This is a genomic window from Mesorhizobium sp. P2_F7, assembly GCF_056403695.1.
The window spans coordinates 754,044-773,068 of sequence record NZ_JBFUFA010000003.1 but is presented as its reverse complement, the minus strand read 5'-3'; the positions used below and the strand labels follow the sequence as shown (position 1 = coordinate 773,068).

General features: G+C 59.5%; 19 protein-coding genes. 9 read left to right on the top strand and 10 right to left on the bottom strand.

Translation table 11 applies throughout. The annotated features are described in order from the left end of the window. The first annotated feature begins 43 nt into the window (after positions 1 to 43). Positions 44 to 757: an alpha/beta hydrolase gene (locus AC1DZ8_RS13480; RefSeq protein WP_477304764.1), complete on the top strand. Its 714-nt coding sequence runs from the start codon at positions 44 to 46 to the stop codon at positions 755 to 757. A gap of 114 nt (positions 758 to 871) precedes the next feature. Here AC1DZ8_RS13480 and AC1DZ8_RS13475 read toward each other — a convergent pair whose 3' ends face one another. After that, positions 872 to 1,402: an ABC transporter substrate-binding protein gene (locus AC1DZ8_RS13475; RefSeq protein ID WP_477401014.1), complete on the bottom strand. Its 531-nt coding sequence runs from the start codon at positions 1,400 to 1,402 to the stop codon at positions 872 to 874. A gap of 28 nt (positions 1,403 to 1,430) precedes the next feature. After that, a complete protein-coding gene (locus tag AC1DZ8_RS13470; protein WP_477304767.1) occupies positions 1,431 to 2,603 on the bottom strand; it encodes a mandelate racemase/muconate lactonizing enzyme family protein in 1,173 nt (390 codons plus the stop codon). A 76-nt stretch (positions 2,604 to 2,679) separates the two neighbouring features. On the opposite strand from AC1DZ8_RS13470, the gene AC1DZ8_RS13465 reads away from it, so the two are divergent. Then, positions 2,680 to 3,369, top strand: a complete 690-nt coding sequence (locus tag AC1DZ8_RS13465) for a GntR family transcriptional regulator (RefSeq protein WP_477304769.1) — start codon at positions 2,680 to 2,682, stop codon at positions 3,367 to 3,369. A gap of 332 nt (positions 3,370 to 3,701) precedes the next feature. Here AC1DZ8_RS13465 and AC1DZ8_RS13460 read toward each other — a convergent pair whose 3' ends face one another. The 6 genes from AC1DZ8_RS13460 to AC1DZ8_RS13435 form a co-directional block, all read right to left on the bottom strand. Beyond that, positions 3,702 to 4,460, bottom strand: coding sequence for an SDR family NAD(P)-dependent oxidoreductase (locus AC1DZ8_RS13460; protein ID WP_477304771.1), 759 nt, complete (start codon positions 4,458 to 4,460; stop codon positions 3,702 to 3,704). Positions 4,461 to 4,632: 172 nt separating this feature from the next. Next, positions 4,633 to 6,225 carry a gamma-glutamyltransferase gene (gene ggt, locus AC1DZ8_RS13455; RefSeq protein ID WP_477304773.1) on the bottom strand — a complete coding sequence of 531 codons (1,593 nt, stop codon included), beginning with the start codon at positions 6,223 to 6,225 and terminating at the stop codon, positions 4,633 to 4,635. 45 nt (positions 6,226 to 6,270) lie between these two features. Continuing rightward, on the bottom strand, positions 6,271 to 6,984 hold the full coding sequence (locus AC1DZ8_RS13450) for an ABC transporter permease (protein WP_477272455.1): 714 nt from the start codon (positions 6,982 to 6,984) through the stop codon (positions 6,271 to 6,273). Further along, positions 6,984 to 7,697 (bottom strand): ABC transporter permease, encoded by a 714-nt coding sequence (locus AC1DZ8_RS13445; protein WP_477304775.1) that lies wholly within the window; start codon positions 7,695 to 7,697, stop codon positions 6,984 to 6,986. The genes AC1DZ8_RS13450 and AC1DZ8_RS13445 overlap by 1 nt, the downstream gene beginning before the upstream one ends. 29 nt (positions 7,698 to 7,726) lie before the next feature. Next, positions 7,727 to 8,575 (bottom strand): transporter substrate-binding domain-containing protein, encoded by an 849-nt coding sequence (locus AC1DZ8_RS13440; RefSeq protein ID WP_477304777.1) that lies wholly within the window; start codon positions 8,573 to 8,575, stop codon positions 7,727 to 7,729. Between the two features lie 73 nt (positions 8,576 to 8,648). Then, on the bottom strand, positions 8,649 to 9,323 hold the full coding sequence (locus AC1DZ8_RS13435) for a GntR family transcriptional regulator (RefSeq protein WP_477304779.1): 675 nt from the start codon (positions 9,321 to 9,323) through the stop codon (positions 8,649 to 8,651). A gap of 631 nt (positions 9,324 to 9,954) precedes the next feature. Between AC1DZ8_RS13435 and AC1DZ8_RS13430 the strand changes: the two genes are divergently transcribed. The 6 genes from AC1DZ8_RS13430 (at position 9,955) to AC1DZ8_RS13405 (ending at position 16,851) form a co-directional block, all read left to right on the top strand. Next, a complete protein-coding gene (locus tag AC1DZ8_RS13430; protein WP_477304781.1) occupies positions 9,955 to 11,034 on the top strand; it encodes a helix-turn-helix transcriptional regulator in 1,080 nt (359 codons plus the stop codon). Positions 11,035 to 11,399: 365 nt separating this feature from the next. Continuing rightward, positions 11,400 to 12,392 (top strand): substrate-binding domain-containing protein, encoded by a 993-nt coding sequence (locus AC1DZ8_RS13425; RefSeq protein ID WP_477304783.1) that lies wholly within the window; start codon positions 11,400 to 11,402, stop codon positions 12,390 to 12,392. 80 nt (positions 12,393 to 12,472) lie between these two features. Next, complete coding sequence (locus AC1DZ8_RS13420; RefSeq protein ID WP_477304785.1) at positions 12,473 to 13,987, top strand: sugar ABC transporter ATP-binding protein; 1,515 nt, start codon at positions 12,473 to 12,475, stop codon at positions 13,985 to 13,987. Next, on the top strand, positions 13,980 to 14,987 hold the full coding sequence (locus tag AC1DZ8_RS13415; RefSeq protein ID WP_477304787.1) for an ABC transporter permease: 1,008 nt from the start codon (positions 13,980 to 13,982) through the stop codon (positions 14,985 to 14,987). Before AC1DZ8_RS13420 ends, AC1DZ8_RS13415 begins: the two co-directional genes overlap by 8 nt. Next, complete coding sequence (locus AC1DZ8_RS13410) at positions 14,984 to 16,003, top strand: ABC transporter permease (RefSeq protein ID WP_477304789.1); 1,020 nt, start codon at positions 14,984 to 14,986, stop codon at positions 16,001 to 16,003. The genes AC1DZ8_RS13415 and AC1DZ8_RS13410 overlap by 4 nt, the downstream gene beginning before the upstream one ends. Further along, positions 16,000 to 16,851, top strand: a complete 852-nt coding sequence (locus tag AC1DZ8_RS13405) for a sugar phosphate isomerase/epimerase family protein (RefSeq protein WP_477304791.1) — start codon at positions 16,000 to 16,002, stop codon at positions 16,849 to 16,851. The genes AC1DZ8_RS13410 and AC1DZ8_RS13405 overlap by 4 nt, the downstream gene beginning before the upstream one ends. Positions 16,852 to 17,455: 604 nt before the next feature. Here the strand turns inward: AC1DZ8_RS13405 and AC1DZ8_RS13400 are convergent. Further along, positions 17,456 to 17,704 (bottom strand): helix-turn-helix domain-containing protein, encoded by a 249-nt coding sequence (locus tag AC1DZ8_RS13400; protein WP_477304793.1) that lies wholly within the window; start codon positions 17,702 to 17,704, stop codon positions 17,456 to 17,458. A 224-nt stretch (positions 17,705 to 17,928) separates the two neighbouring features. Next, positions 17,929 to 18,573: a hypothetical protein gene (locus AC1DZ8_RS13395; RefSeq protein ID WP_477401011.1), complete on the bottom strand. Its 645-nt coding sequence runs from the start codon at positions 18,571 to 18,573 to the stop codon at positions 17,929 to 17,931. Between the two features lie 118 nt (positions 18,574 to 18,691). Here AC1DZ8_RS13395 and AC1DZ8_RS13390 point away from each other — a divergent pair, with 118 nt between their 5' ends. Beyond that, on the top strand, positions 18,692 to 18,937 hold the full coding sequence (locus AC1DZ8_RS13390; RefSeq protein ID WP_031252501.1) for a helix-turn-helix domain-containing protein: 246 nt from the start codon (positions 18,692 to 18,694) through the stop codon (positions 18,935 to 18,937). Positions 18,938 to 19,025 lie beyond the last annotated feature (88 nt).

The window sequence follows — 19,025 nt, the reverse complement described above, 5'->3', positions numbered from 1 at the left end:
CGACATCGTACGCAGAAGCGAGGCTACCAGAGCGAATGTTCCGATGGTCGCCGATGTCGCCTACGGGCCCGACGCCACCGAGACCATCGATCTGTTCTTTCCCGAGGGTAAACGGGACCGCCTGCTGGTGCACATGTTCATCCACGGCGGCTACTGGCGCATGTTCTCCAAGCGTGATTATTCCTATGTCGCCGAGACCGTTACGAACGCAGGTGCGATCGCGGTCATTGTCGACTATACGCTGATGCCTGCCGTCAGGATGGCCAGGATCGTCGAGCAGGTGCGCCGCGCCAAGCGATGGGTGTTTGACCATATCGCAGACCACGGCGGCAATCCCGACCTCCTGACCGTCAGCGGTCATTCCGCCGGTGCGCATCTGGCGACGATGCTTTTCGACGACGACAGCCAGCCTTCAGGCATCAAAGCTGCGCTGCTGCTCGGCGGCCTTTACGACCTGAAGCCATTGCAGACCTCATTCCTTGCCGCCGAGATCGCGATCACCGACGAAGACGTCCACAGGTTCTCACCGATCGACCACAGCTTCGATCCATCCGTGACCGTTGAGATCGCGGTCGGCGCCGATGAAACACCACCCTTCCACAGCCAGGCCGCAGCCTTCGCGAACCAGCTCGAAAACCAGGGATTGAATGTCTCAAGCACCACCCTTGCGGCGGCCAACCATATGAGCAGCGTCCGCGACCTTGGCTTGGCAGGCACCGATGCCGCCTCTCTATTGGCCCGCCTCGTCGCCGCCTGAGACCTGGTCAGAAGCGCTGCTGGGCGCGATCGTTCTTCAAAGTGGCGTCACAGCATCGAGGTGCCTACAGCGGTGGCGTCGATCCGCGATTTGGCGCATCCGGCAACGGCTTGATCACCACAATGCAATGCCTTTTTTCTTGAACGCGTCGCAGACTTTCGTCAGCTCGGCCCAGGTGGTCGGCGGCTTCTCGGGGTCGAGCCCGGCTGCCTTGTATGCCTCTTTGTTGTAGTAAACGACATGCCCCTGCAGTGTCGTCGGGATAAAGTAGAGCTTGCCGTCAGCGCCGGTGAAAGCCGATTTTCCGACGAGTTTCGAAATCATGTCGGGCAGTTTGTCGTCGAGTGGGATCAGCCCGCCGACCAGGGCCTTGGCCTGGGCACCGCCGTTGGCCCAGATAACGTCAGGACCGGCTTTGGCGGACAGGGCCGTGCCAAGCAAGGTGTAGTACTCGGCATCCGGCTGTGACAGGAGCGTCAGCTTGGCTCCCGGATGCGCGGCCTCGAATGCGGCCTTCGCATGATCGTAGTACGTGGCATGCGCCGTATCGTCCACATTGACATCCCATACCGTGATCTCCTGGGCCAGCGCAGGCGAGGCCGCCAGCATGGCCGCAACGGCGGCCGCCATCTTGATTTTCTGCACGTCATTCCTCCCGTTTTTTGCCTACCAGTTATTCACTTCGTCCGGCGCTCGCTGCGAGCCTGGGACCCCGGGCAACCCGAGGGTTGATTGGGGGCTCCCCCAGCATTTCGGGCGGCAGGATCTCGGGACGCGCCCAATCCCGGCGCGCGGTCTCCGACAGCACGAGTCCATGGCCGGGCCGATCGGGCGCATGGATCCAGCCGTCATGGATTTCGATGGTTTGATCGACCAGATGGTCGAAGTTCTGGAACGAGTATTCCAGCCATTCGACCTCGGGCAGGGCACAGGCCATGTGCACTCCGACCTCCAGGAAGGTATTTCCCAGTGAAACCGGGATGCCGAGTTCGGCCGCCAGCCAACCGATCCGCATGACGTCGGTGACCTGGCCGTGTACGTTGAGTATATCGGTGCCGCCCGCCAGCATGAGTTGGCGCTTGCCGGCGGCATCGAGATACTCACCGGAGTTGATCAGGGTCCACGGGGCGCACTGCCTGAGAAGGCGCAGGCCATCGAAATCGTTGCGAAGGATTGGATCTTCGACCCACAGCAAGTCGAAGCCCGCCCTGTGGATGGCCTCGAGCTTGACGACCGCTTCCTTGCTGCCCCAGGCCTCGTTGGCGTCGATCATGAACTGGGCTCCCGGTCGAACCGCCTTGGTGACCAGGCTCAGTCGGTGCAGGTCCCGATCGAAATCGGGGTGCCCGACTTTGATCTTGAACGCCCGGTAACCCAAGGCATCGGCGTTGCGGAAGAACTCGACGAACTCGTCATCGCTCAGGTGGAAGTCCAGGCCCGACGCATAGGCGCGAACCTTGTCCCGTCGTGAGCCCAGCAGCCTGTGCAGCGGCATGTCGAGTTGCTTGGCCGCGAGATCCCAAACCGCGACCTGAACCGCTTCGTGGAACGGCAGCGTGAAGGAACGCTGGTTGCCCCCGCGGGGACGGCCGACCCGATGAGCAACCGAGAGTGGATGCTGGCCCTCAAGGCCCGGCCAGACCTCGGCCTTGAAAACCCGAGTGATTTCATTCCCGGCCGGCAAGGCGTTAAAAAGAACCTGGACAAAGCCGAGGCCGCGATTTCCATCCTCGTCAATCAGCTCAAGCGCAGCGATATTGGCTTCGTCGGCGCGAACCTGGCTGTCGCCGATGACGCGATCCCGGGCGAACTGAAAGCGGGTGAGTTCGAAAGACGTAACACGCACGTTGATCTATCAATCTGTTACACTGATATATGACTGTGTGCAGTTTATAGACCAATCTCTTGGGAAGGAAAAGAGGGTGTCAAATAAGAATCCGCGCAAGGTGGCAGTGGCCTTTGGAGAGGGGAGCCGCCTCAGCGACGTGGCTTACGGGCGCATCTTCGAGATCTTGTACGATCGCAGGTTGGCCGCGGGCGCCTTTGTATCGCAAGCCCAACTGGTCGAACTAACCGGTGTGCCGGTCGGGCCGCTGCGCGACGCATTGCGAGCGCTCCAGGCCGAGGGGGTCGTCACCATCCATCCGCATGCCGGCATCCAGTTCGTGAAGCCAGGGATGGAGTTGACACGGTCGACCTACCAGTTCCGCGTCATCATCGAAGCCGCCGCAGTTGCCATCTTTGCCGAGACCGCACCTGACGTCGAAATAGCCGAGTTGGCGCTGCGGCACATCGACGTCACTGACGCGCTGCAACGCGATGGACTTACGCCTGAAAATTTGCGTGTTTTCGAGAAACTCGAAGAACTGCTGCACGGCTCCATCGTCGCCAGCCTGAACAACCCTCTCATCGACACGAGCTACCGACGCATCAGGAACTATCTGAGACTGCTGCGCCTCGATCGAAAGATATCGGCTCCGCTCGCGTTGCGTTCGTTGCGCGAGCACCAGGAGATCATCGAAGCGTGCCGGAAGCGCAATGCAACTGGCGCGGTCGCGGCCATTCAGACCCACTTCGCCGCGGCGCTTCAGCGCAATCTCGGATTGTACTAACGTTCCAAAGGGCAGCGGCAGCTATTTGAGCCAATGTTTGACGTCATCGATCTCCAAAAGGACCGTGAATTCGCCCGCGCAGGTTACCTCCAGCGCGATTCACGAGCGCTGTGACTGACATAAACTGATTTGGCGTAGTCATCGACCGCCTTCGTGTCCCGCGGCGATTGCCGGGTACGAGACGGACGTGCCGTTTGCGCGAGCGATCTCCACCGCGGCTGCTTTGACATCCGTTGGTGGACCGTCGCTCAACTCGGCGAATGCGTTGGCGATGCTGTTTCCAATGCTTTCCATAACCCGCGAACCGATCCTGACGACCGGTCGTTTCGGAGTCAGCCCTTGCGCTCCTGAAGGCTGTTGCCGCCGTCGACCACCAGCAGGGCGCCGTTGACGTAGCTGGCGCCTTCCGATGCCAGGAACACCACCGCGGCGGCAACCTCGTCCGGTCGCCCGGCCCGCGCGGGTGGCGTGTGCAGGGCAGCTTGCCGCTCCATTGCGCTCGACGAGCCCGTTTCGATCCAGCCGGGGGCCACGGCATTGGCCGTGATGCCGCTCTTTGCCACCTCAAGCGCCAGCGTGCGCGTCAGGCCGACCATGCCGGCCTTGGCGGCGGAATAGGCAGCGGTGCCTTGGAAAGACACCAGTGGCCCGGTAACCGACGCCACGTTGACGATGCGCCCATAGCCTGGCTCTACCATCGCTGGCAAAAACGCGCGGGTGACCAGGAACGCGGTCTTCAGACTGACGTCTATCCCTTGGTCCCAGTCGGCCTCGGTCATGGCGAGAAACGCCCTGTCGACCGAGGGCGATGCCAGCGAGCCCATGCCGGCATTGTTGACCAGGATGTCGACAGCGCCGACATCAGCCCGCAGCCGCGCGACTTCGGCTGCGATGGTGAGATCGGCGACCACTGCTTTGGCATTGATGCCTTCGGCGCAAAGCTCGGCGGCGCGATCGAGTACGCGCGCGCTGGCACCGTTCAGGAAAACGGCATGACCGGCCAGGCCGAGCTGCCGCGCAATGGCAAAGCCGATGCCGTCGGCAGCACCCGCCCCGGTGATCAGCGCACGCTTGGTGGCAGTAGAAGACATTGTCAAATCAGACTCCGCTGGTTGCGCCGTCGCGGTCTTACCACGCACATTCGTCGACGGTGCTGCGAAGAATTGCTCTGCAACATTCCGCGCCGCGAACCTTTCTGCTCAGATTCATCCGACCAGGATGAGACCCCGACCTTTGTTCCTCCTCCAACGCCTGTGTAGCGTTCTAAATGCCGATTGCGCAGCCGTCCTTGCGTGGATCTGAACCGCCCTGCAGCGTTCCATTCATCCAGTCGATCATGACCGCTTGGGCGCCCCCGATCGGCTCTTCCGCCGGGACGATGCGGAATCCGCGAGCGGCCAGTTCCTCCTGAACCGCGACTGGAAGCGTGCTCTCGACCTCCACGTCCATCGTGCCCGGAATTGGAAAGACGCGGGGCAGATCAATGGCTTGCTGAAGGTCGAGGCCAAAATCAAGAACCTTTGACAGTAAGTGCGCGTGACCCATGGCCTGATACGCGCCACCCATGACACCGAAAGGCATGACTGCGCGCCCATCCTTCACCAGCATGCCCGGAATGATGGTGTGTAGCGGGCGCTTGCCTGGGTCGATGACGTTGGGGTGGTTGGGATCCAGCGAAAAACTTATACCGCGATTGTTGAGTACCACGCCCGAGCGCGGGGCGACGATGCCCGAGCCAAAACCATAGTAGATCGAGTTGATAAAACTGACGGCGTTGCGATCCTTGTCGACGACGGAAATATAGACAGTGTCGCGATGCACCGGCATATCGAATGAAGGAAGATCCGCGCGCGCGCGGCCAAGATCGATCATCCCCGCCAGACGATCCGCCGTCGCGCTTGAAAGCAACTGCTCGACCGGCACCGCCACCTTCGCCGGGTCGGCGAGCAAAGCATCGCGCGCTGCATAAGCAAGTCGCGTCGCCTCGATCTCGATGTGCAGCCGGTCGGCGGATTGAGGGTCACCCTTGGCCTCGAAGCGCGACAGGATATTGAGGATCATGAGCGCTATGACGCCTTGGCCATTTGGCGGACATTCGTAGACGTCGTGGCCGCGAAAACCTGTCTTTATCGGCGTCACATATTCGCCCCTGGCGCCCTTGAAATCATCCGGTGTGTGCAAACCGCCGAGGGTTCGCAGGCGCGAAACCATGTCCTCCGCGACCTCCCCCATGTAGAAGGCGTTGCGTCCATCCATCGCGATCTTGCGCAATGTTGCGGCAAGCTCGGGTTGCCGGTGAACCTCGCCGATCCTCGGGACCCGCCCCCCAGGGAGAAAGATGCGTTTTGCCGCAGGATCGGCGGAAAGCAGCGCCGCCTCCCGGTCCCAGTCGAAATGCACGCGTGGGGAGATGGCGTAGCCGCTTTCGGCGAACTCTATCGCAGGAGCGAAAAGCTTGGCCAGCGGCAGTTTTCCATGATCGGCGTTGAGCTGTGTCCAGGCGTCAACCGCACCGGGAACCGTTACCGCATGCGGTGAGTGACGCTCGATTTCCGTGATGCCCTGAGACGCATACCAATCGGCTGTCGCGGCCGCAGGGGCACGGCCGGATCCGTTGTAGGCGATGATCTCGCTGGACCCTTCTTTCGACATCAGGACGAAACAATCCCCGCCAATACCAGTCGATCCCGGTTCGATCACGCACTGGACGGCGCTGGCGGCGATGGCCGCATCGAGTGCGTTGCCGCCCGCCTCCAGAATCCGAACGGCCGCAAGCGTGGCCGACGGATGGGACGTCGCGGCCATGCCATGCAGTGCGACCACAACCGACCGGTTTGGCTTCTCGAAATCTCTCATACGCAAAAAAGCTCCCTAAGAACGATTGCAGTGAGGGCCAGCCGATCACGCTGGACTGGTCGCAAGGCCCGATGCAGGGCGCAGATGCCGTGACAGATTGTATTCGAGCCGGCCCAGCGTGCGGGTGATGATGAAATTCAGGATCAGGTAGATAGCGCCGGCGCAGACGAAAACTTCCATGGCCCGGTAGGTTTGCGAGATGATGCCCTGGGCGATGCCGGTGATTTCCATCAGCGTAACGATGGATGCAAGTGAGGTTCCCTTGACCATCAAAATGATTTCGTTGCCATAGCTTGGCAAAGCCTGGCGCAGTGCGATCGGCAGGACGATGCGGCGCAGCGTCATCAGTCGCGTCATACCAAAGGCCTGCGCCGCCTCAATCTGGCCGGACGGCACCGACTGCATGGCGCCGCGCAGGATTTCACTTCCATAGGCCGCGGTGTTGAGGGTCAGCGCCAGGATGGCGCACCAATAAGGTTCGCGGAACAGGCCCCACAGGCCGAGTTCCTGCAATGTCGGCCGAAACTGGCCAAGGCCGTAGTAAATCAGGAATATCTGGACCAACAGGGGCGTGCCGCGAAACACCGCGACGAAACCCTTGATCGGCCAGTCAATCAAAGGCTGACGGAGGCGCTGGGCCAGCGCCAAAGCCAAAGCAAGGATCGCGCCGAGCAGGATGGACGTGCCGGCAAGCTCAAGCGTCAGCGGCAGGCCGGCAAGCAGCTTTGGCAGTATTTCAGCGAAAAAGGCGAAATCCATCACACCCTCCGAATGCCCCGAAGGGCGCGGCGTTCAGCGCGCTTGAACAGCAGTCCCGTCGCTGAGGCGATGGCCAGGTAGAGCGCGGCGGCAGCCGTGTAGAAGAGAAACGGCTCGCGAGTCGATCCGGCCCCGATCTGTGCCTGACGCATCAGTTCGACAAGCCCGATTACCGAAATCAGCGCCGAATCCTTGAGCACCAGTTGCCACACATTCCCTAGCCCCGGGATGGCGTGACGCATAAGCTGGGGCACGATCACCCGGCGCAACATGAGTGCAGGCGGCATGCCATAGGCGCGCGCCGCTTCGATCTGGCCGCGGTCGATGGCGATGTAGGCACCGCGGAATACTTCCGCCTGATAGGCACCCGAAATTATGCCGATTGCCGTTGTGCCGGTGGCGAAAGCCGGTAATCCGAGGAAGCCCTGGGCGCCAAACCAATGGCCAATCGCAGTCAGCGCCATGCTACCGCCGAAATACAGGAGATAGATGGTCAAGAGATCGGGAACACCCCTGAATACCGTGGAATATGTATCGGCGAGCAGGCCGAGGGATCGCGACCCGCTGACCCGGGCCGCAGCTGCCAAGGCGCCGATCACCGAGCCGACCACAAATCCTGCGACCGAAAGCAGCAGCGTTACGAGGGCAGCGCTGAGCAGCGCCACCGCCCAGCCGCCGTCGCCAAACCCTAGCAGACGAACGCTATCCAGCATCGGCTAGTTCGCGCTCCGGGAAGGGTATCTCACTTGGGCGGCGTGACGTCGGCCTTCAGCCATTTCAACGAAAGCTTTTTGATGGTGCCGTCGGCAATGGCTTCGTCGATCGCCTTGTTGAGCATCGCCTTGAGCACCGTATCCTGCTTGCGCAGCCCTGCCCCGGTGCCCCGTCCGAAAACCCCGCCGAGAAAGCCGGGACCGGCGACGGTGTAGCCTGAGAATTCCGGCTTGGCCAATGTTGCCGCCAAAGCGGTCTGCTGCGCAAACAGGGCATCCACACGGCCGGCCGCGAGATCGAGGTCGTGCTGTTCCGTGGTTTTGTACTCGCGGATTTCGACGGTGCCGTCGAAGTACTTTTTCAAGAACTCGAGGTTCGCCGTCGCGGCCTGGACGCCGACGATCTTGCCGGAGATCAGCGGCTTGATCTTGTCGATCGCCGCCTTGGCAGGTGCCTCGTCTTCCAATTTTATCTTCTCGGTCGAACCGGCCATCGCAGCGAGCGGACTGTCCTTCGCCACGGCGAATCCGGAAGGATCGATGGCATAGGGTTGAGTGAAATCGATGACTTCAAGTCGTTTGTCGGTGATGAACATGCTTGCCATGATGACGTCGAATTTGCCAACCGTCAGCGCCGGGATGAGCCCATCCCAGTCCTGCGTGATGATGGTGCATTCAACTTTCATACGCTCACAGAGATTGCGCGCGAGCTCGACCTCCATGCCATCAGGCTTTCCATCAGCAGTGGTAAAGTTCCAGGGCGCATAGGCGCCCTCCGTCGCTATGGTGATTTTCTTTGGCGCATCCTCGGCCGAAGCCGACAAAGCGGCAGCTAAGCTCAATGCGGCCGCAAGACATGCAATGGGTAATAGTTTCATGGTTCTGTTCCCCTTTTTTTCGGCCCTGCGAGGGCACTTTGTAGAAATCGAATATCCCTCCAGCCCGACTGCCTCAACGTCGGCTCGGGCTCGCGAACTCGGCCAGCAGTGGTGCCGTGTCGAGAATGTGGTTGCGCATCACGGCTTCGGCGGCTCCGGCATCGCCGCCGCGTAGCGAATCGATCACTGCCAAATGCTCCTCGGCGGCGCTGAGCGGTTTTTCGACATAGTCGAACCAGATGCGCAGATAGGGTTCGATGGTCACATGCAATGATGCGATTTGCCGAATAAGCTTCGGGCGGCCGCTGAGATTGCAGATGTAGCCGTGAAATTCCTGGTGCCTTGTCACCCAATCGGCTCCGCCGGCAGCGCCACTGCGCTCCATACGGGCCAACAAGCGCTCAAGTTCGGCAATGGTTTCGGCGTTCATCCGGGGCATTGCCAGGCGAACGGCAAGCCCTTCCAGCACCGAGCGAATCTCGAACGTCTCGTAGATCTCGTCCAGCGTTAGACCAGCGACGATACAGCCACGATTTGGGCGGATCACAACCAGCCCTTCGAGTGCCAGCCGCTGGAAGGCCTCCCGCACGGGCATCCGGCTCATACCGATCTCGGCCGCGATCTCTTCCGGGATGAGCCGGTCGCCGGCACGGTAACGCCCGAGGCGTATTGCGGATTGCAGATGTAGAAAGGCTTCCTGCTCCGCAGTGGCCGGCGTCTGGGCGTAGGGAACTGCTGAATGGCTCATCTAGGGATCTTTTTTGCTGAAGGTTCTGATTAACGCAAAATTGGATTTTTGTATCCACAAATACAATAGAGTTCTCTCGCGCAGTCAAGGCAAATCGGCAAGAGCCCGTAGAGGCCGGGCGCCGTCCGAGAGAGCCGAGATCGGTGGCAGGCGCGCTTGCCTTGAAGCGCGTCTGCAATCCTGATGCCGCCTCGTAGCGCGCGCTGCACGTCCGCGTCGCCGACCTTGGAGATGCGGTCCTGAACATCAATCGGGGTGCCGGGACTGCCATTGCCGCGGCGTCAGCTCGAAGTAGGCCGCATATCGCGCGAGCGGCCGCTACGGCACTTGGTGACCAGTTCAGTTCCAACAACGCCGAAAATTGACACTCTACGAGCGCGTCAGCGGTAGCGCCGGGTGCGGTGCCCATTGTAGCGCAATTGGCTCTGCAAACGTTCCATATGGTGCCGTTGCTCGATTGCCAGCGTCCTGAAACGCACCGACGACAACATTCTCGATCTGATGTGTCTCATGGTGGAGACTCGGGACGTTCGCGCCATCTCCGAGGGCACCACGGCGGCTGACGCAATTTAGAGATGTTGCCTTGACCCCGCACTAGCGTCTACTGGATCTGCCAGCGGGAGCGTCACAAATGGCGAGAAAGTCTGTCCGACGCAAGTCAACGATTTACGATATCGCGGTGGCGGCCAATTCGTCCCCGACCGCGGTCAGTCTCGTCCTCAATGGCTCGTGGCAACAGCACCGGATCAAGGCGGAAACCGCGGCGACCATCCTCGACTGGGCTGAGCGGCTCGGCTATGCCGTCAACCTCAAGGCACGAGGTTTGCGGCTTTCCCGATCCGGGCTCGCTGGGATGATCTTGCCACACTATCGCAATCGCTTCTTCGCCGGATTGGCCGAAGCCTTTGAAGCGGAGTCGCGCGTCCGCCATTTGTGTCCGATCGTCGTCAGCACGCATCGCAATCCCGACAACGAGTTGAGCGTGACGGAAACCCTGTTGGCTCAGCAGGTCGAGTTTCTCTTCCTTGCGGGCGTTCGTGACCCCGATCCGCTGAATGATCTGTGCCGGGCAGCGGGCGTCCGGTGCATCAACATCGATCTGCCTGGCCGCCGCGCTCCCTCAGTTGTTTCCGACAATTACGGAGGCGCCAGGGCGCTCACCGAGATCATTGTTCAGAAACTGCAAGAACGAGGGGTCTCGACCGAAGATCTCTTCTTCTTTGGCGGAGTTGCCGATGATGACGCAACACGTAGCCGTTTGCTGGGTTTTCACGATGCCTTGGCAGCCCATGGGATTGTTGCGGGCCCAGGTACGATTGACTGCTGCGGATATGCACCGACCAACGCTGCCCGGTCTCTCGCTGCACGATACGCTCAGCTTGGGCACCTGCCCTCGGGTATGTTCGTCAACGGCGTCACGGCTCTTGAAGGAACATTGCGGTTCACTTCGACACTGGCCTCAAGTGAGCTTGCGCGAGTTGTTGTCGGAAGCTTCGACTGGGATCCATTCGCGGCGCATTTGCCCTTCGATGTGACCATGGTCCGGCAGAATGTCGAGGTGATGATTGCTGAAGGATTTTCGCTGCTGGAGAATTATTCGATAGACCACTTTCCGCTGGTGACCGTACCGACCAGCTTTGGGCGAACCGGAGAGCATGATGGCGCCCAGGAAGATTGGGATTCGGGGTCCAAATCGAGCATCGACCACTAGCAATTTTGTCACAAGACATCGTTGCAGAAGTTCAGCTCAGTTCATCAGCATTTGGGATTTGGGTAGAACCGCCTCCACCGAAGGCTCGCGGGGGATCGCAGGTCGTTTCTGCGGGTGCAGCCTGAGTGCGAAAGGGCGGATCGTTTACATCAATCGAGAAATGTTTTTAGACACCGGTGGCCTGATGCGCCCGTGCTAAATCTATTTAGCACCTTGACCGGCCGGCATTCAGAGTCTTTTATGGTGCGTTCTGGGAGGAATGCGGCGCCGAGTGCATCAATGCGGTCGGGCACAAAGGCGTGAGCCCAACTAAGCCGACATGGGCAATAGGCAGCCCAAAAACTCGTCAATCAGGGAGGAACTAAATGTTAGCAAAAACTATACTTGTGGCAGCGTTCGGCGCAGCCCTTTCGGTCGTCGCAATGGATGCTGCGCTGGCAAAGGACGTCAAGGTTGGAGTCGTCGTGAAGATCGGCGGCATTCCTTGGTTTAATGCTATGGAAACGGGAATAAAGGAAAAGTCGAAAGAGCTTGGCGACGACGGCTTCATGGTCGGGCCGACCAGCGCCGACCCGGCACTTCAGGTCCGCGCCATCGAAGACCTGATAGCTCAGGGCGTCAACGTAATCGGCGTCGTGCCGAATGATGCAAACGTCCTCGAGCCAGTTCTAAAAAAGGCGCGCGACGCGGGCATCAAGGTCATAACTCATGAATCGCCAGACCAGGTGAACGCTGATTGGGATTTCGAGATGGTCTCGTCCGTTGGCTTCGGTGAGGCTCATGCCAAGCTGTTTGCCGAGAAAATGGGCGGCAAAGGCAAGTACGTCGTGTACGTAGGTTCTCTTACTGTACCCGCACACAATGCCTGGGCCGATGCTGCAATCGCCTATCTGAAGAAGAACTTTCCCGACATGCAGATGGTTGGCGACAGATACGGCGTCGCCGAAAGCGCCGATGATAGCCGCAAGACAGCTCTGGATGTGCTTGCCGCCAATCCTGATCTCGGCGGGTTCCTGACGTTCGGCAGTCAGGGACCGATCGGCGCCGGACGCGCGATCGAGGAGCAGAAGCTTGGTGACAAGGTGGTTCTTGTCGGTTCGTTCTCCCCCAGCCAAGGCAGCGCCATGCTCAAGTCCGGCATTATCGACGGCGGCTTTATGTGGAATCCCCTGGAAGCCGGCAAAGTATTCGTCACGATGGCTGATTTTCTGGCGGGCGGCGGCAAAATCACCGACGGCATGACGGTCGAGGGTCTGGGTGTCGTTCACCCTGACTTCAAAACCGGCACCATCATCGTGGACGCCGTGCAGCCTATCACAGTCGAAACGGTGGATGGTCTTGCGGCCCTAGGGCTTTAGATGGCGGACCATGGCTGGCGTGCCGGGGTGGCAGATCTATCCCGGCACGCCCCATCCTAGTCATTTCAGAAGGGCCTGCCGTGAGCCTTGTCGCATCTACGACGCAGGACCTCCCATCGGTTCTGTCGTTTAGCAACATAAGCGTTACATTTGGTGGCGTTAGAGCCCTGCAGGATGTCGCCTTCGAGGTTCTCCCGGGCGAAGTGCAATGCATCGCCGGCGAGAACGGCAGCGGCAAGAGCACCCTGATCAAGGTAATCACCGGCGTTTGTCAGCCGCTAGCCGGCGCGCAAATGTCGATCGCCGGAAAGTCCGTCGACATCATGTCGCCGGCTGCGGCGCGCAGCGCTGGGGTAGAAGTCATCTGGCAGGACCTCGCACTGTTTCCTGAAATGACCGTCGCTGAAAATATCGGGATCAGAACTGTGCTCGGCAACGTGCCTCGGCTCGTCGATCATTCGCGCATTCGTGAAGTGGCGCGAGGGCTGTTGGCGCGTCTTGGGGCCGACCTCAATGTCGACGCGCCTCTGCGTAGCTTCGCCATTGCCCAACGTCAGATCGTCGCCATCGCCCGGACGCTGGCCGGCGATGCGAAGGTCATTTTCATGGACGAGCCCACATCGTCGCTTACTCAATCGGAAACAGACCGGCTGCTCGCCATCGTTCGAACACTCTCGCACGAAGGCATGGCCATCGTCTTCGTCAGCCACCGCCTTGCAGAAGTTCTGGAGATTTCGAGTCGCGTCACCGTTCTGCGCGACGGAAAGGTCGTCGGGGTGTTTCCGACCGCCGGAATGACCCAGTCACGCCTCACTGAACTCATGACCGGCAAGACGTTCGACCAAACTGTGAGCACAAGAAACCTGAGCGGTTCACCGGTTGTATTGAAGATCGATCGATTGACCCGCGCAGGCGACTATGACGACGTTTCGTTGACAATACGGCGCGGTGAAACGCTCGGCCTGACCGGGCTACTCGGCGCCGGTCGCACAGAACTCGCGCTTTCGATTTTCGGCATGCTGCGCCCGGATCGCGGCAGCATCTCACTCAACGGAACGGTTCTTCATCTGAACTCCAACCGCGACGCAATCCGCGCAGGTATTGGCTACCTCTCCGAAGACCGCCTGTCCCTTGGTCTCATACAACCGCAGTCGATCGCCGATAACGCCGTTATCCCGGTGCTCGACAAGATCCTTGATCGCGGGCTGATCTCCTCAGAGAAGAAGGATGCGCTCGTCAATCACTGGATCGAGGAACTGGCGATAAAAGTCGGGCGGCAGACCGATGCGATTTCCACGCTCTCGGGCGGCAATCAGCAACGGGTGGCCATCGCCAAATGGCTGGCGGTCGGCCTGAAGCTGATCATCCTTGATTCGCCAACCGTGGGGGTGGACGTTGGCGCGCGTGCCGGCATCTTCGAGATTGTCGCCAAGCTCGCTGCCGAGGGCTTGGCTATTCTGCTGATATCCGATGAAGTGCCGGAGGTCTATTTCAACGCCGATCGTATCCTTCATATGGCCGCGGGCAAGATAGTCGCCGAATACGATCCGCACGCCATCTCGCTCGGCGACCTGGAAGCTGCCGTCTATGCATGACCGCGGCAAGCTCTTCCGGGCTCATCCCACCGAGGCATGGCTCATTGTGGTTCTTTTCATCATGAGCGTAGGTCTCTCCCTTGCGAGCGACAAATTCTTCACCATTGCCAATCTCTTCAACCTGCTCAACACAAGCTCGACAAATCTGATCTTCGCGGTTGGGCTGCTGGTGGTGTTGATCGCGGGGGGCATCGACATTTCCTTCGCTGTGGCCGCGTCAGTGGTTCAATACGTCGTGGCGCTGGCTCTTGCTCAAATAGGGGGTGGCGATTGGTTCATCGGCCTCACCTTGGCGGCAATAGTCGGGATCGCCCTGGGTGCTGTGAACGCCGGCCTCATCTACTATTTCCAGATCATTTCCATCGTTGTCACCATCGCTACTTTCAATATTTTTTTCGGCCTGCTGATGTTCTTTACGCATGGTGTATCGATCTACAATCTGCCTGCCTGGTGGACGCATCGCACTGTGCTTTTCGAGTTCCAACAGGCGAATGGCAATTGGGCCGAACTAACGCTGCCGGTTGCGATCATGGCGGTCTGCGTCGCCGCCACCTGGGGGCTTATCCGATATACGACCACCGGACGGCAGCTATACGCCTTTGGCGATAACCCGGAGGGCGCCCGTCGCCTCGGTATAAACATCGCGGCAATGCACTTCATTGCCTTCGGCTGGCTTGGTTTGATGGCGGGGATCGCGGGGCTTGTGCAGGTGCACTATTCTCAGGAGGTCGTGCCCAACGCATTGGTGGGGCGCGAACTGGACGTGCTCGCAGCTGTAGTCCTCGGCGGTGCCAGACTGGGTGGCGGGCGCGGCACCGTGCTCGGTTGCATCCTTGGGGTATTTCTTGTGTCGGTGACGCAAAACGGACTGAACCTCCTTGGCATCTCACCCTATGCTTTCAAGATGATCGTCGGGGCGATCATTCTGATCGCAATCACGCTGTCCAATGCGCCGCTCGGGCACATTCTGGCCAGCTTGCGTCAGAGAATGGGCACATGACCGTGCTCGAAACTGGAGCGCTACGGCATGGATTCTTGCGCCGTCTTGCCAGCAAGCTGGGCGCCGAGAATATCGGACTTTTGCTGGCATTGATTTTGGTGATTGGCTTCTTCGGGTCTCTCTCGCCGCGGTTCCTGTCCAAAGCTACTTTTGAATCGGTAGCCTTCCAGTTGCCTGAACTTGGACTGCTTACGCTCGCTATGTTGATGCCAATCATTTCGGGCGGCATCAATCTCGCCGTGACGTTCACGGCCAATCTCTGTGGCCTCACGCTCGCCTGGGTTCTTCAAGCCAACGGAGGACCTGACGCAAGCATCTATGCGTTTCTGCTCGGTTCGGTGCTTGCAGTCGGTGTTGGCACCGCAAGCGGTTTGGTCATGGGTCCGGTGATCGCATATACGGGCGCGCACCCCATCCTCGTTTCGCTCTCGGTGATGATTTTCCTGCGCGGCCTTGGCGAGTTCCTGACCCGCGGCGCAGATATTTCGGGCTTTCCCGAATTCATCCAGCCGCTCGGCCACGGCAGCGTCGTCGGCATTCCTGTCCCGCTGCTAATACTGCTCGGCGCAGTCGTCGTCTGGCATATCTTGATGACCCGAACCAAGCTTGGTTTTTCAAACTACATGGTCGGCTCCAACATCGAAGCGACGCGCTATTCCGGCATCTCGACGCGACGCGTCATCATTCTGATCTACGCGCTGTCTGGCGCCATGTGTGCGTTGGCCGGAATTATCATGATGGCACGATTCAATTCAGTCCGAGTCGGCCATGGCGAGTCCTATGTGCTGATCACTGTGCTTGCCTGCTTCTTGGGCGGGGTGAATCCGTTCGGCGGCTTCGGCAAGGTCGTTTCGGTCTTCCTTGCCCTCATCGTTTTGCAGTTGCTTTCTTCGGGACTGAATCTCTTGGGCGCCAGCCAGCACCTGGCCACAGCCATTTGGGGCATCATGCTGATCGGCGTCATGATCTTGCGGTGGGCTGCCGGGCAGCTCAATTTCATGAGGATAACACGATGAAGGGTTTTGGCGTTCATACGAGCATGTGGACGAGTGGTTGGTCCGTAGAGGGCGCCGAGCACACTGTAGCGGCGGTCAAGAAATACGATCTGGATTTCATTGAAATTTCGCTGGCCGATCCGTTTTCTTGCGATGCTGATCACACCCGCAAGCTGCTGGCCGCAAATGGCATGCAGGCGGTGTGCTCGCTTGGGCTGCCCGAATATGCGTGGGCGTCGCGCCACCCGCAGGAAGCGATGGACTTCCTCAAGGTGGCTATCGACAAGACGGCCGATATCGGGGCGCAGGCGCTATGCGGGGTAATCTATGGCGGCATCGGCGAGCGCACCGGAGTGCCACCAACGCAAGACGAACTGGATAACATCGCGAAAGCGATGACGTTCGCGGCCGCGCACGCCGGGTCTCGAGGGATCGAACTCGGTGTCGAAGCCGTGAACCGATATGAGAACCACGTCATCAATACTGCGGCGCAGGCGGTGGCTCTAATCGAACGAGTGGGCGCCGACAATATGTTCGTGCACCTTGATACGTACCATATGAACATCGAGGAAAAGGGTATGGGCAACGGTATTATCGTCGCTCGCGATTATCTCAAATATATCCATCTCTCCGAGTCTGATCGCGGTACCCCGGGCGAGGGCAATTGCAATTGGGATGAAACGTTCGCGACACTGGCGGCGATCGGCTTCAAGGGAGGGCTCGCGATGGAGAGCTTCATCAACATGGATCCGCTTCTGGCGTTTGGCCTCAGCGTGTGGCGTCCAGTGGCCGAGAGCGAAGCGGTGGTTATGGGCAATGGTCTGCCGTTCCTGCGGAACAAAGCACGGCAGTACGGACTAATCGCATAAGCTACTTATTCGCGAATGTTCGCCGTGGGGCGATCCGGTGGCGCTCGCGCTTCGGCCGCTGGGTTGGCCAGTTCTGCTGAACGGCTGACTGCAGCGCAAAGCTGCCAATGGGTGTAAGATAAATGCGGTCAGCGAGTGGCCGGATCAGCTTCTTGATTCAATTTGGGCTAACCGCTTCGTAACAAGGATTTAGCGGCCGGTTCGCCAACCCATATCCGTCGTATGTTCCCGTATGGTCTGGCGAACCCATAAACCAAGAGGAGGAATGAACCCTCCTCTCAGAGGCAATACGGCTCGCGCGCGTTGAACGGCAACCCCCGCATTTTGAACGAACCCGGCGACGGCCCGTTAGGCTTGACGCGAGACCAGGCCGCGCTCGGCGAGAAAATCCCGCCTCCGCCGCGTCTCGCGCGAGCGCCCGAATGGAACTCGTTGAGCTTTGCCATAACTGCCGGTCAAGCCAGCGTGCATTCGACCGGCATGGGTTCGCTGGACCTAGCGCTCTCCTGCTTTGGGTCGATGACTGCCAGTTCCTCTCCTAATGCTGCGATTAAAGACGACACCCGACCTCGCACTCGCGGATGGAGATGCACAAGCCTTTCAATCAGGCGTCGACCTTCCGCGCTGGCAATAAAATTGATGCGTTCGTCGACCGGCAGCGGAGGAGGATCACGATCGGTCTCATTGCCCGGCAGGCCTTCGAAGAAGCGGCCACCGGGACACCTAGTGAACTAGCGATCTCGTAGAGCTTGGAAGCGCTCACGCGGTTTCTCGCGTTCTCATATTTCTGGAGCTGCTGGAAGCTGATACCGATGGATCGGGCAAGCTGTGCCTGCGAGACGTCCGACTGCACGCGAACCGCGGCGATCTGCCTGCCGACATGTTGATCAGCAGGGTGCGGGCCACTCTCGAATCCATGGTTTGCCGGTGCGTCGAAGACGCTGCGACGTCCTGACTCCGCAAATGCCTTTCGGACTGCATCGGTCGCTCCATGTGTAGATAGTTTGTCTCGGTAAGCCCCGCGAAAATCACCAAATCGACGAATGATGGCGATTCCGGTACCCTTAATGCCGAAGTTCAGCTTGAGACTTTCTGCTCTCTAATCCGAGCTATGTCGTCTAAGGCCGAGCGGATTTGTGGCCACGGGGGCTCACTGTCATGTAGCGAATACTCCCCTTCCCTAAGCGCTGCATTTAGCTTGGCGGCTATACCGGCGAGCGACGTTGCAGGAACTTGGGATAAGGCTTCGAGTAATTCCTTCGCCCGCTCGCCAGCTTCGCGCTCAGCAAGTAAGGCTGTCGAATAACCAATCTCCCTAGCGGCGGCATGCCAGCGCGCCTGATTGGCTACGATTTCAGCTTCAGCTTGGATGCGGGCCACTGTGTTAACCGGACGAACACCGAGCAATTCCTGGAGGGCTTCAACGGAGTGAACTGTCACGCTCTCTCCGTCGGACAAGGCAACTGTCGTGCAAGGGAAGCCAACGGTCTCGATAAGTACTCTCTCCAGCCGCTGTTGCTGATTGCAAAGCCGTTCAGCCTCTTCCCAAGCCGCCTGCCATCGTTTCCACACCGCCACCGCAGGGTCAATGGCGTCATCACCCTCCAAGTCGATGCCAGCAAACGATGTAGCCTGCGTCGCCGCCATTGCGGTTGCTGTTCCCGCAAGCACCTTCCTGCGGGTGACGAAAGCCAAAGTCGTGTTATTGTCGGAATCAGCCATGATCCGAGCTCCGCAAAGCGTGGGCGTGGTTAGACTGTTGGAAGCAGGGAACCGCTTCTAACGACCGTTACCTAAAACAAGCATATTTGCACTTTTTGTGCAAAAGGGCATTTAAACAATGAAGGTAAGTGCGGCCCAAGTTCGCGCGGCCCGTGGGCTTCTCGACATTTCTCAACAGGAACTGGCGGATCTATCCAAGGTAAGTTTGAGGACGATCGTGCAGTTCGAACGTGGTTCGAAACCAGCATCTGAATCAATCCTGCAAGCGCTGAAGCTATCGCTCGAAGCAGCCGGAATAGAATTCATTCCAGAGAATGGCGGTGGCCCTGGTGTGCGCTTGTCACGCGGTACCGCGAACACTTAGACGAAGGCGGCATCTAAAGGCGCCTTTAGGATTATCTGTTTCTCAATCATGTCAGCAATGCGCCGCGTTCCGGTCATTCCGAACCGAC

Excerpts from the sequence above, each read along its gene's own strand:
- AC1DZ8_RS13480 (WP_477304764.1), top strand. The coding sequence starts at position 44 with ATGGTCGCCGATGTCGCCTACGGGCCCGACGCCACCGAGACCATCGAT.
- AC1DZ8_RS13460 (WP_477304771.1), bottom strand. The coding sequence starts at position 4,460 with ATGTCTTCTACTGCCACCAAGCGTGCGCTGATCACCGGGGCGGGTGCT.
- ggt (WP_477304773.1), bottom strand. The coding sequence starts at position 6,225 with ATGAGAGATTTCGAGAAGCCAAACCGGTCGGTTGTGGTCGCACTGCAT.
- AC1DZ8_RS13450 (WP_477272455.1), bottom strand. The coding sequence starts at position 6,984 with ATGGATTTCGCCTTTTTCGCTGAAATACTGCCAAAGCTGCTTGCCGGC.
- AC1DZ8_RS13445 (WP_477304775.1), bottom strand. The coding sequence starts at position 7,697 with ATGCTGGATAGCGTTCGTCTGCTAGGGTTTGGCGACGGCGGCTGGGCG.
- AC1DZ8_RS13440 (WP_477304777.1), bottom strand. The coding sequence starts at position 8,575 with ATGAAACTATTACCCATTGCATGTCTTGCGGCCGCATTGAGCTTAGCT.
- AC1DZ8_RS13435 (WP_477304779.1), bottom strand. The coding sequence starts at position 9,323 with ATGAGCCATTCAGCAGTTCCCTACGCCCAGACGCCGGCCACTGCGGAG.
- AC1DZ8_RS13430 (WP_477304781.1), top strand. The coding sequence starts at position 9,955 with ATGGCGAGAAAGTCTGTCCGACGCAAGTCAACGATTTACGATATCGCG.
- AC1DZ8_RS13425 (WP_477304783.1), top strand. The coding sequence starts at position 11,400 with ATGTTAGCAAAAACTATACTTGTGGCAGCGTTCGGCGCAGCCCTTTCG.
- AC1DZ8_RS13415 (WP_477304787.1), top strand. The coding sequence starts at position 13,980 with ATGCATGACCGCGGCAAGCTCTTCCGGGCTCATCCCACCGAGGCATGG.
- AC1DZ8_RS13410 (WP_477304789.1), top strand. The coding sequence starts at position 14,984 with ATGACCGTGCTCGAAACTGGAGCGCTACGGCATGGATTCTTGCGCCGT.
- AC1DZ8_RS13405 (WP_477304791.1), top strand. The coding sequence starts at position 16,000 with ATGAAGGGTTTTGGCGTTCATACGAGCATGTGGACGAGTGGTTGGTCC.
- AC1DZ8_RS13395 (WP_477401011.1), bottom strand. The coding sequence starts at position 18,573 with ATGGCTGATTCCGACAATAACACGACTTTGGCTTTCGTCACCCGCAGG.
- AC1DZ8_RS13390 (WP_031252501.1), top strand. The coding sequence starts at position 18,692 with ATGAAGGTAAGTGCGGCCCAAGTTCGCGCGGCCCGTGGGCTTCTCGAC.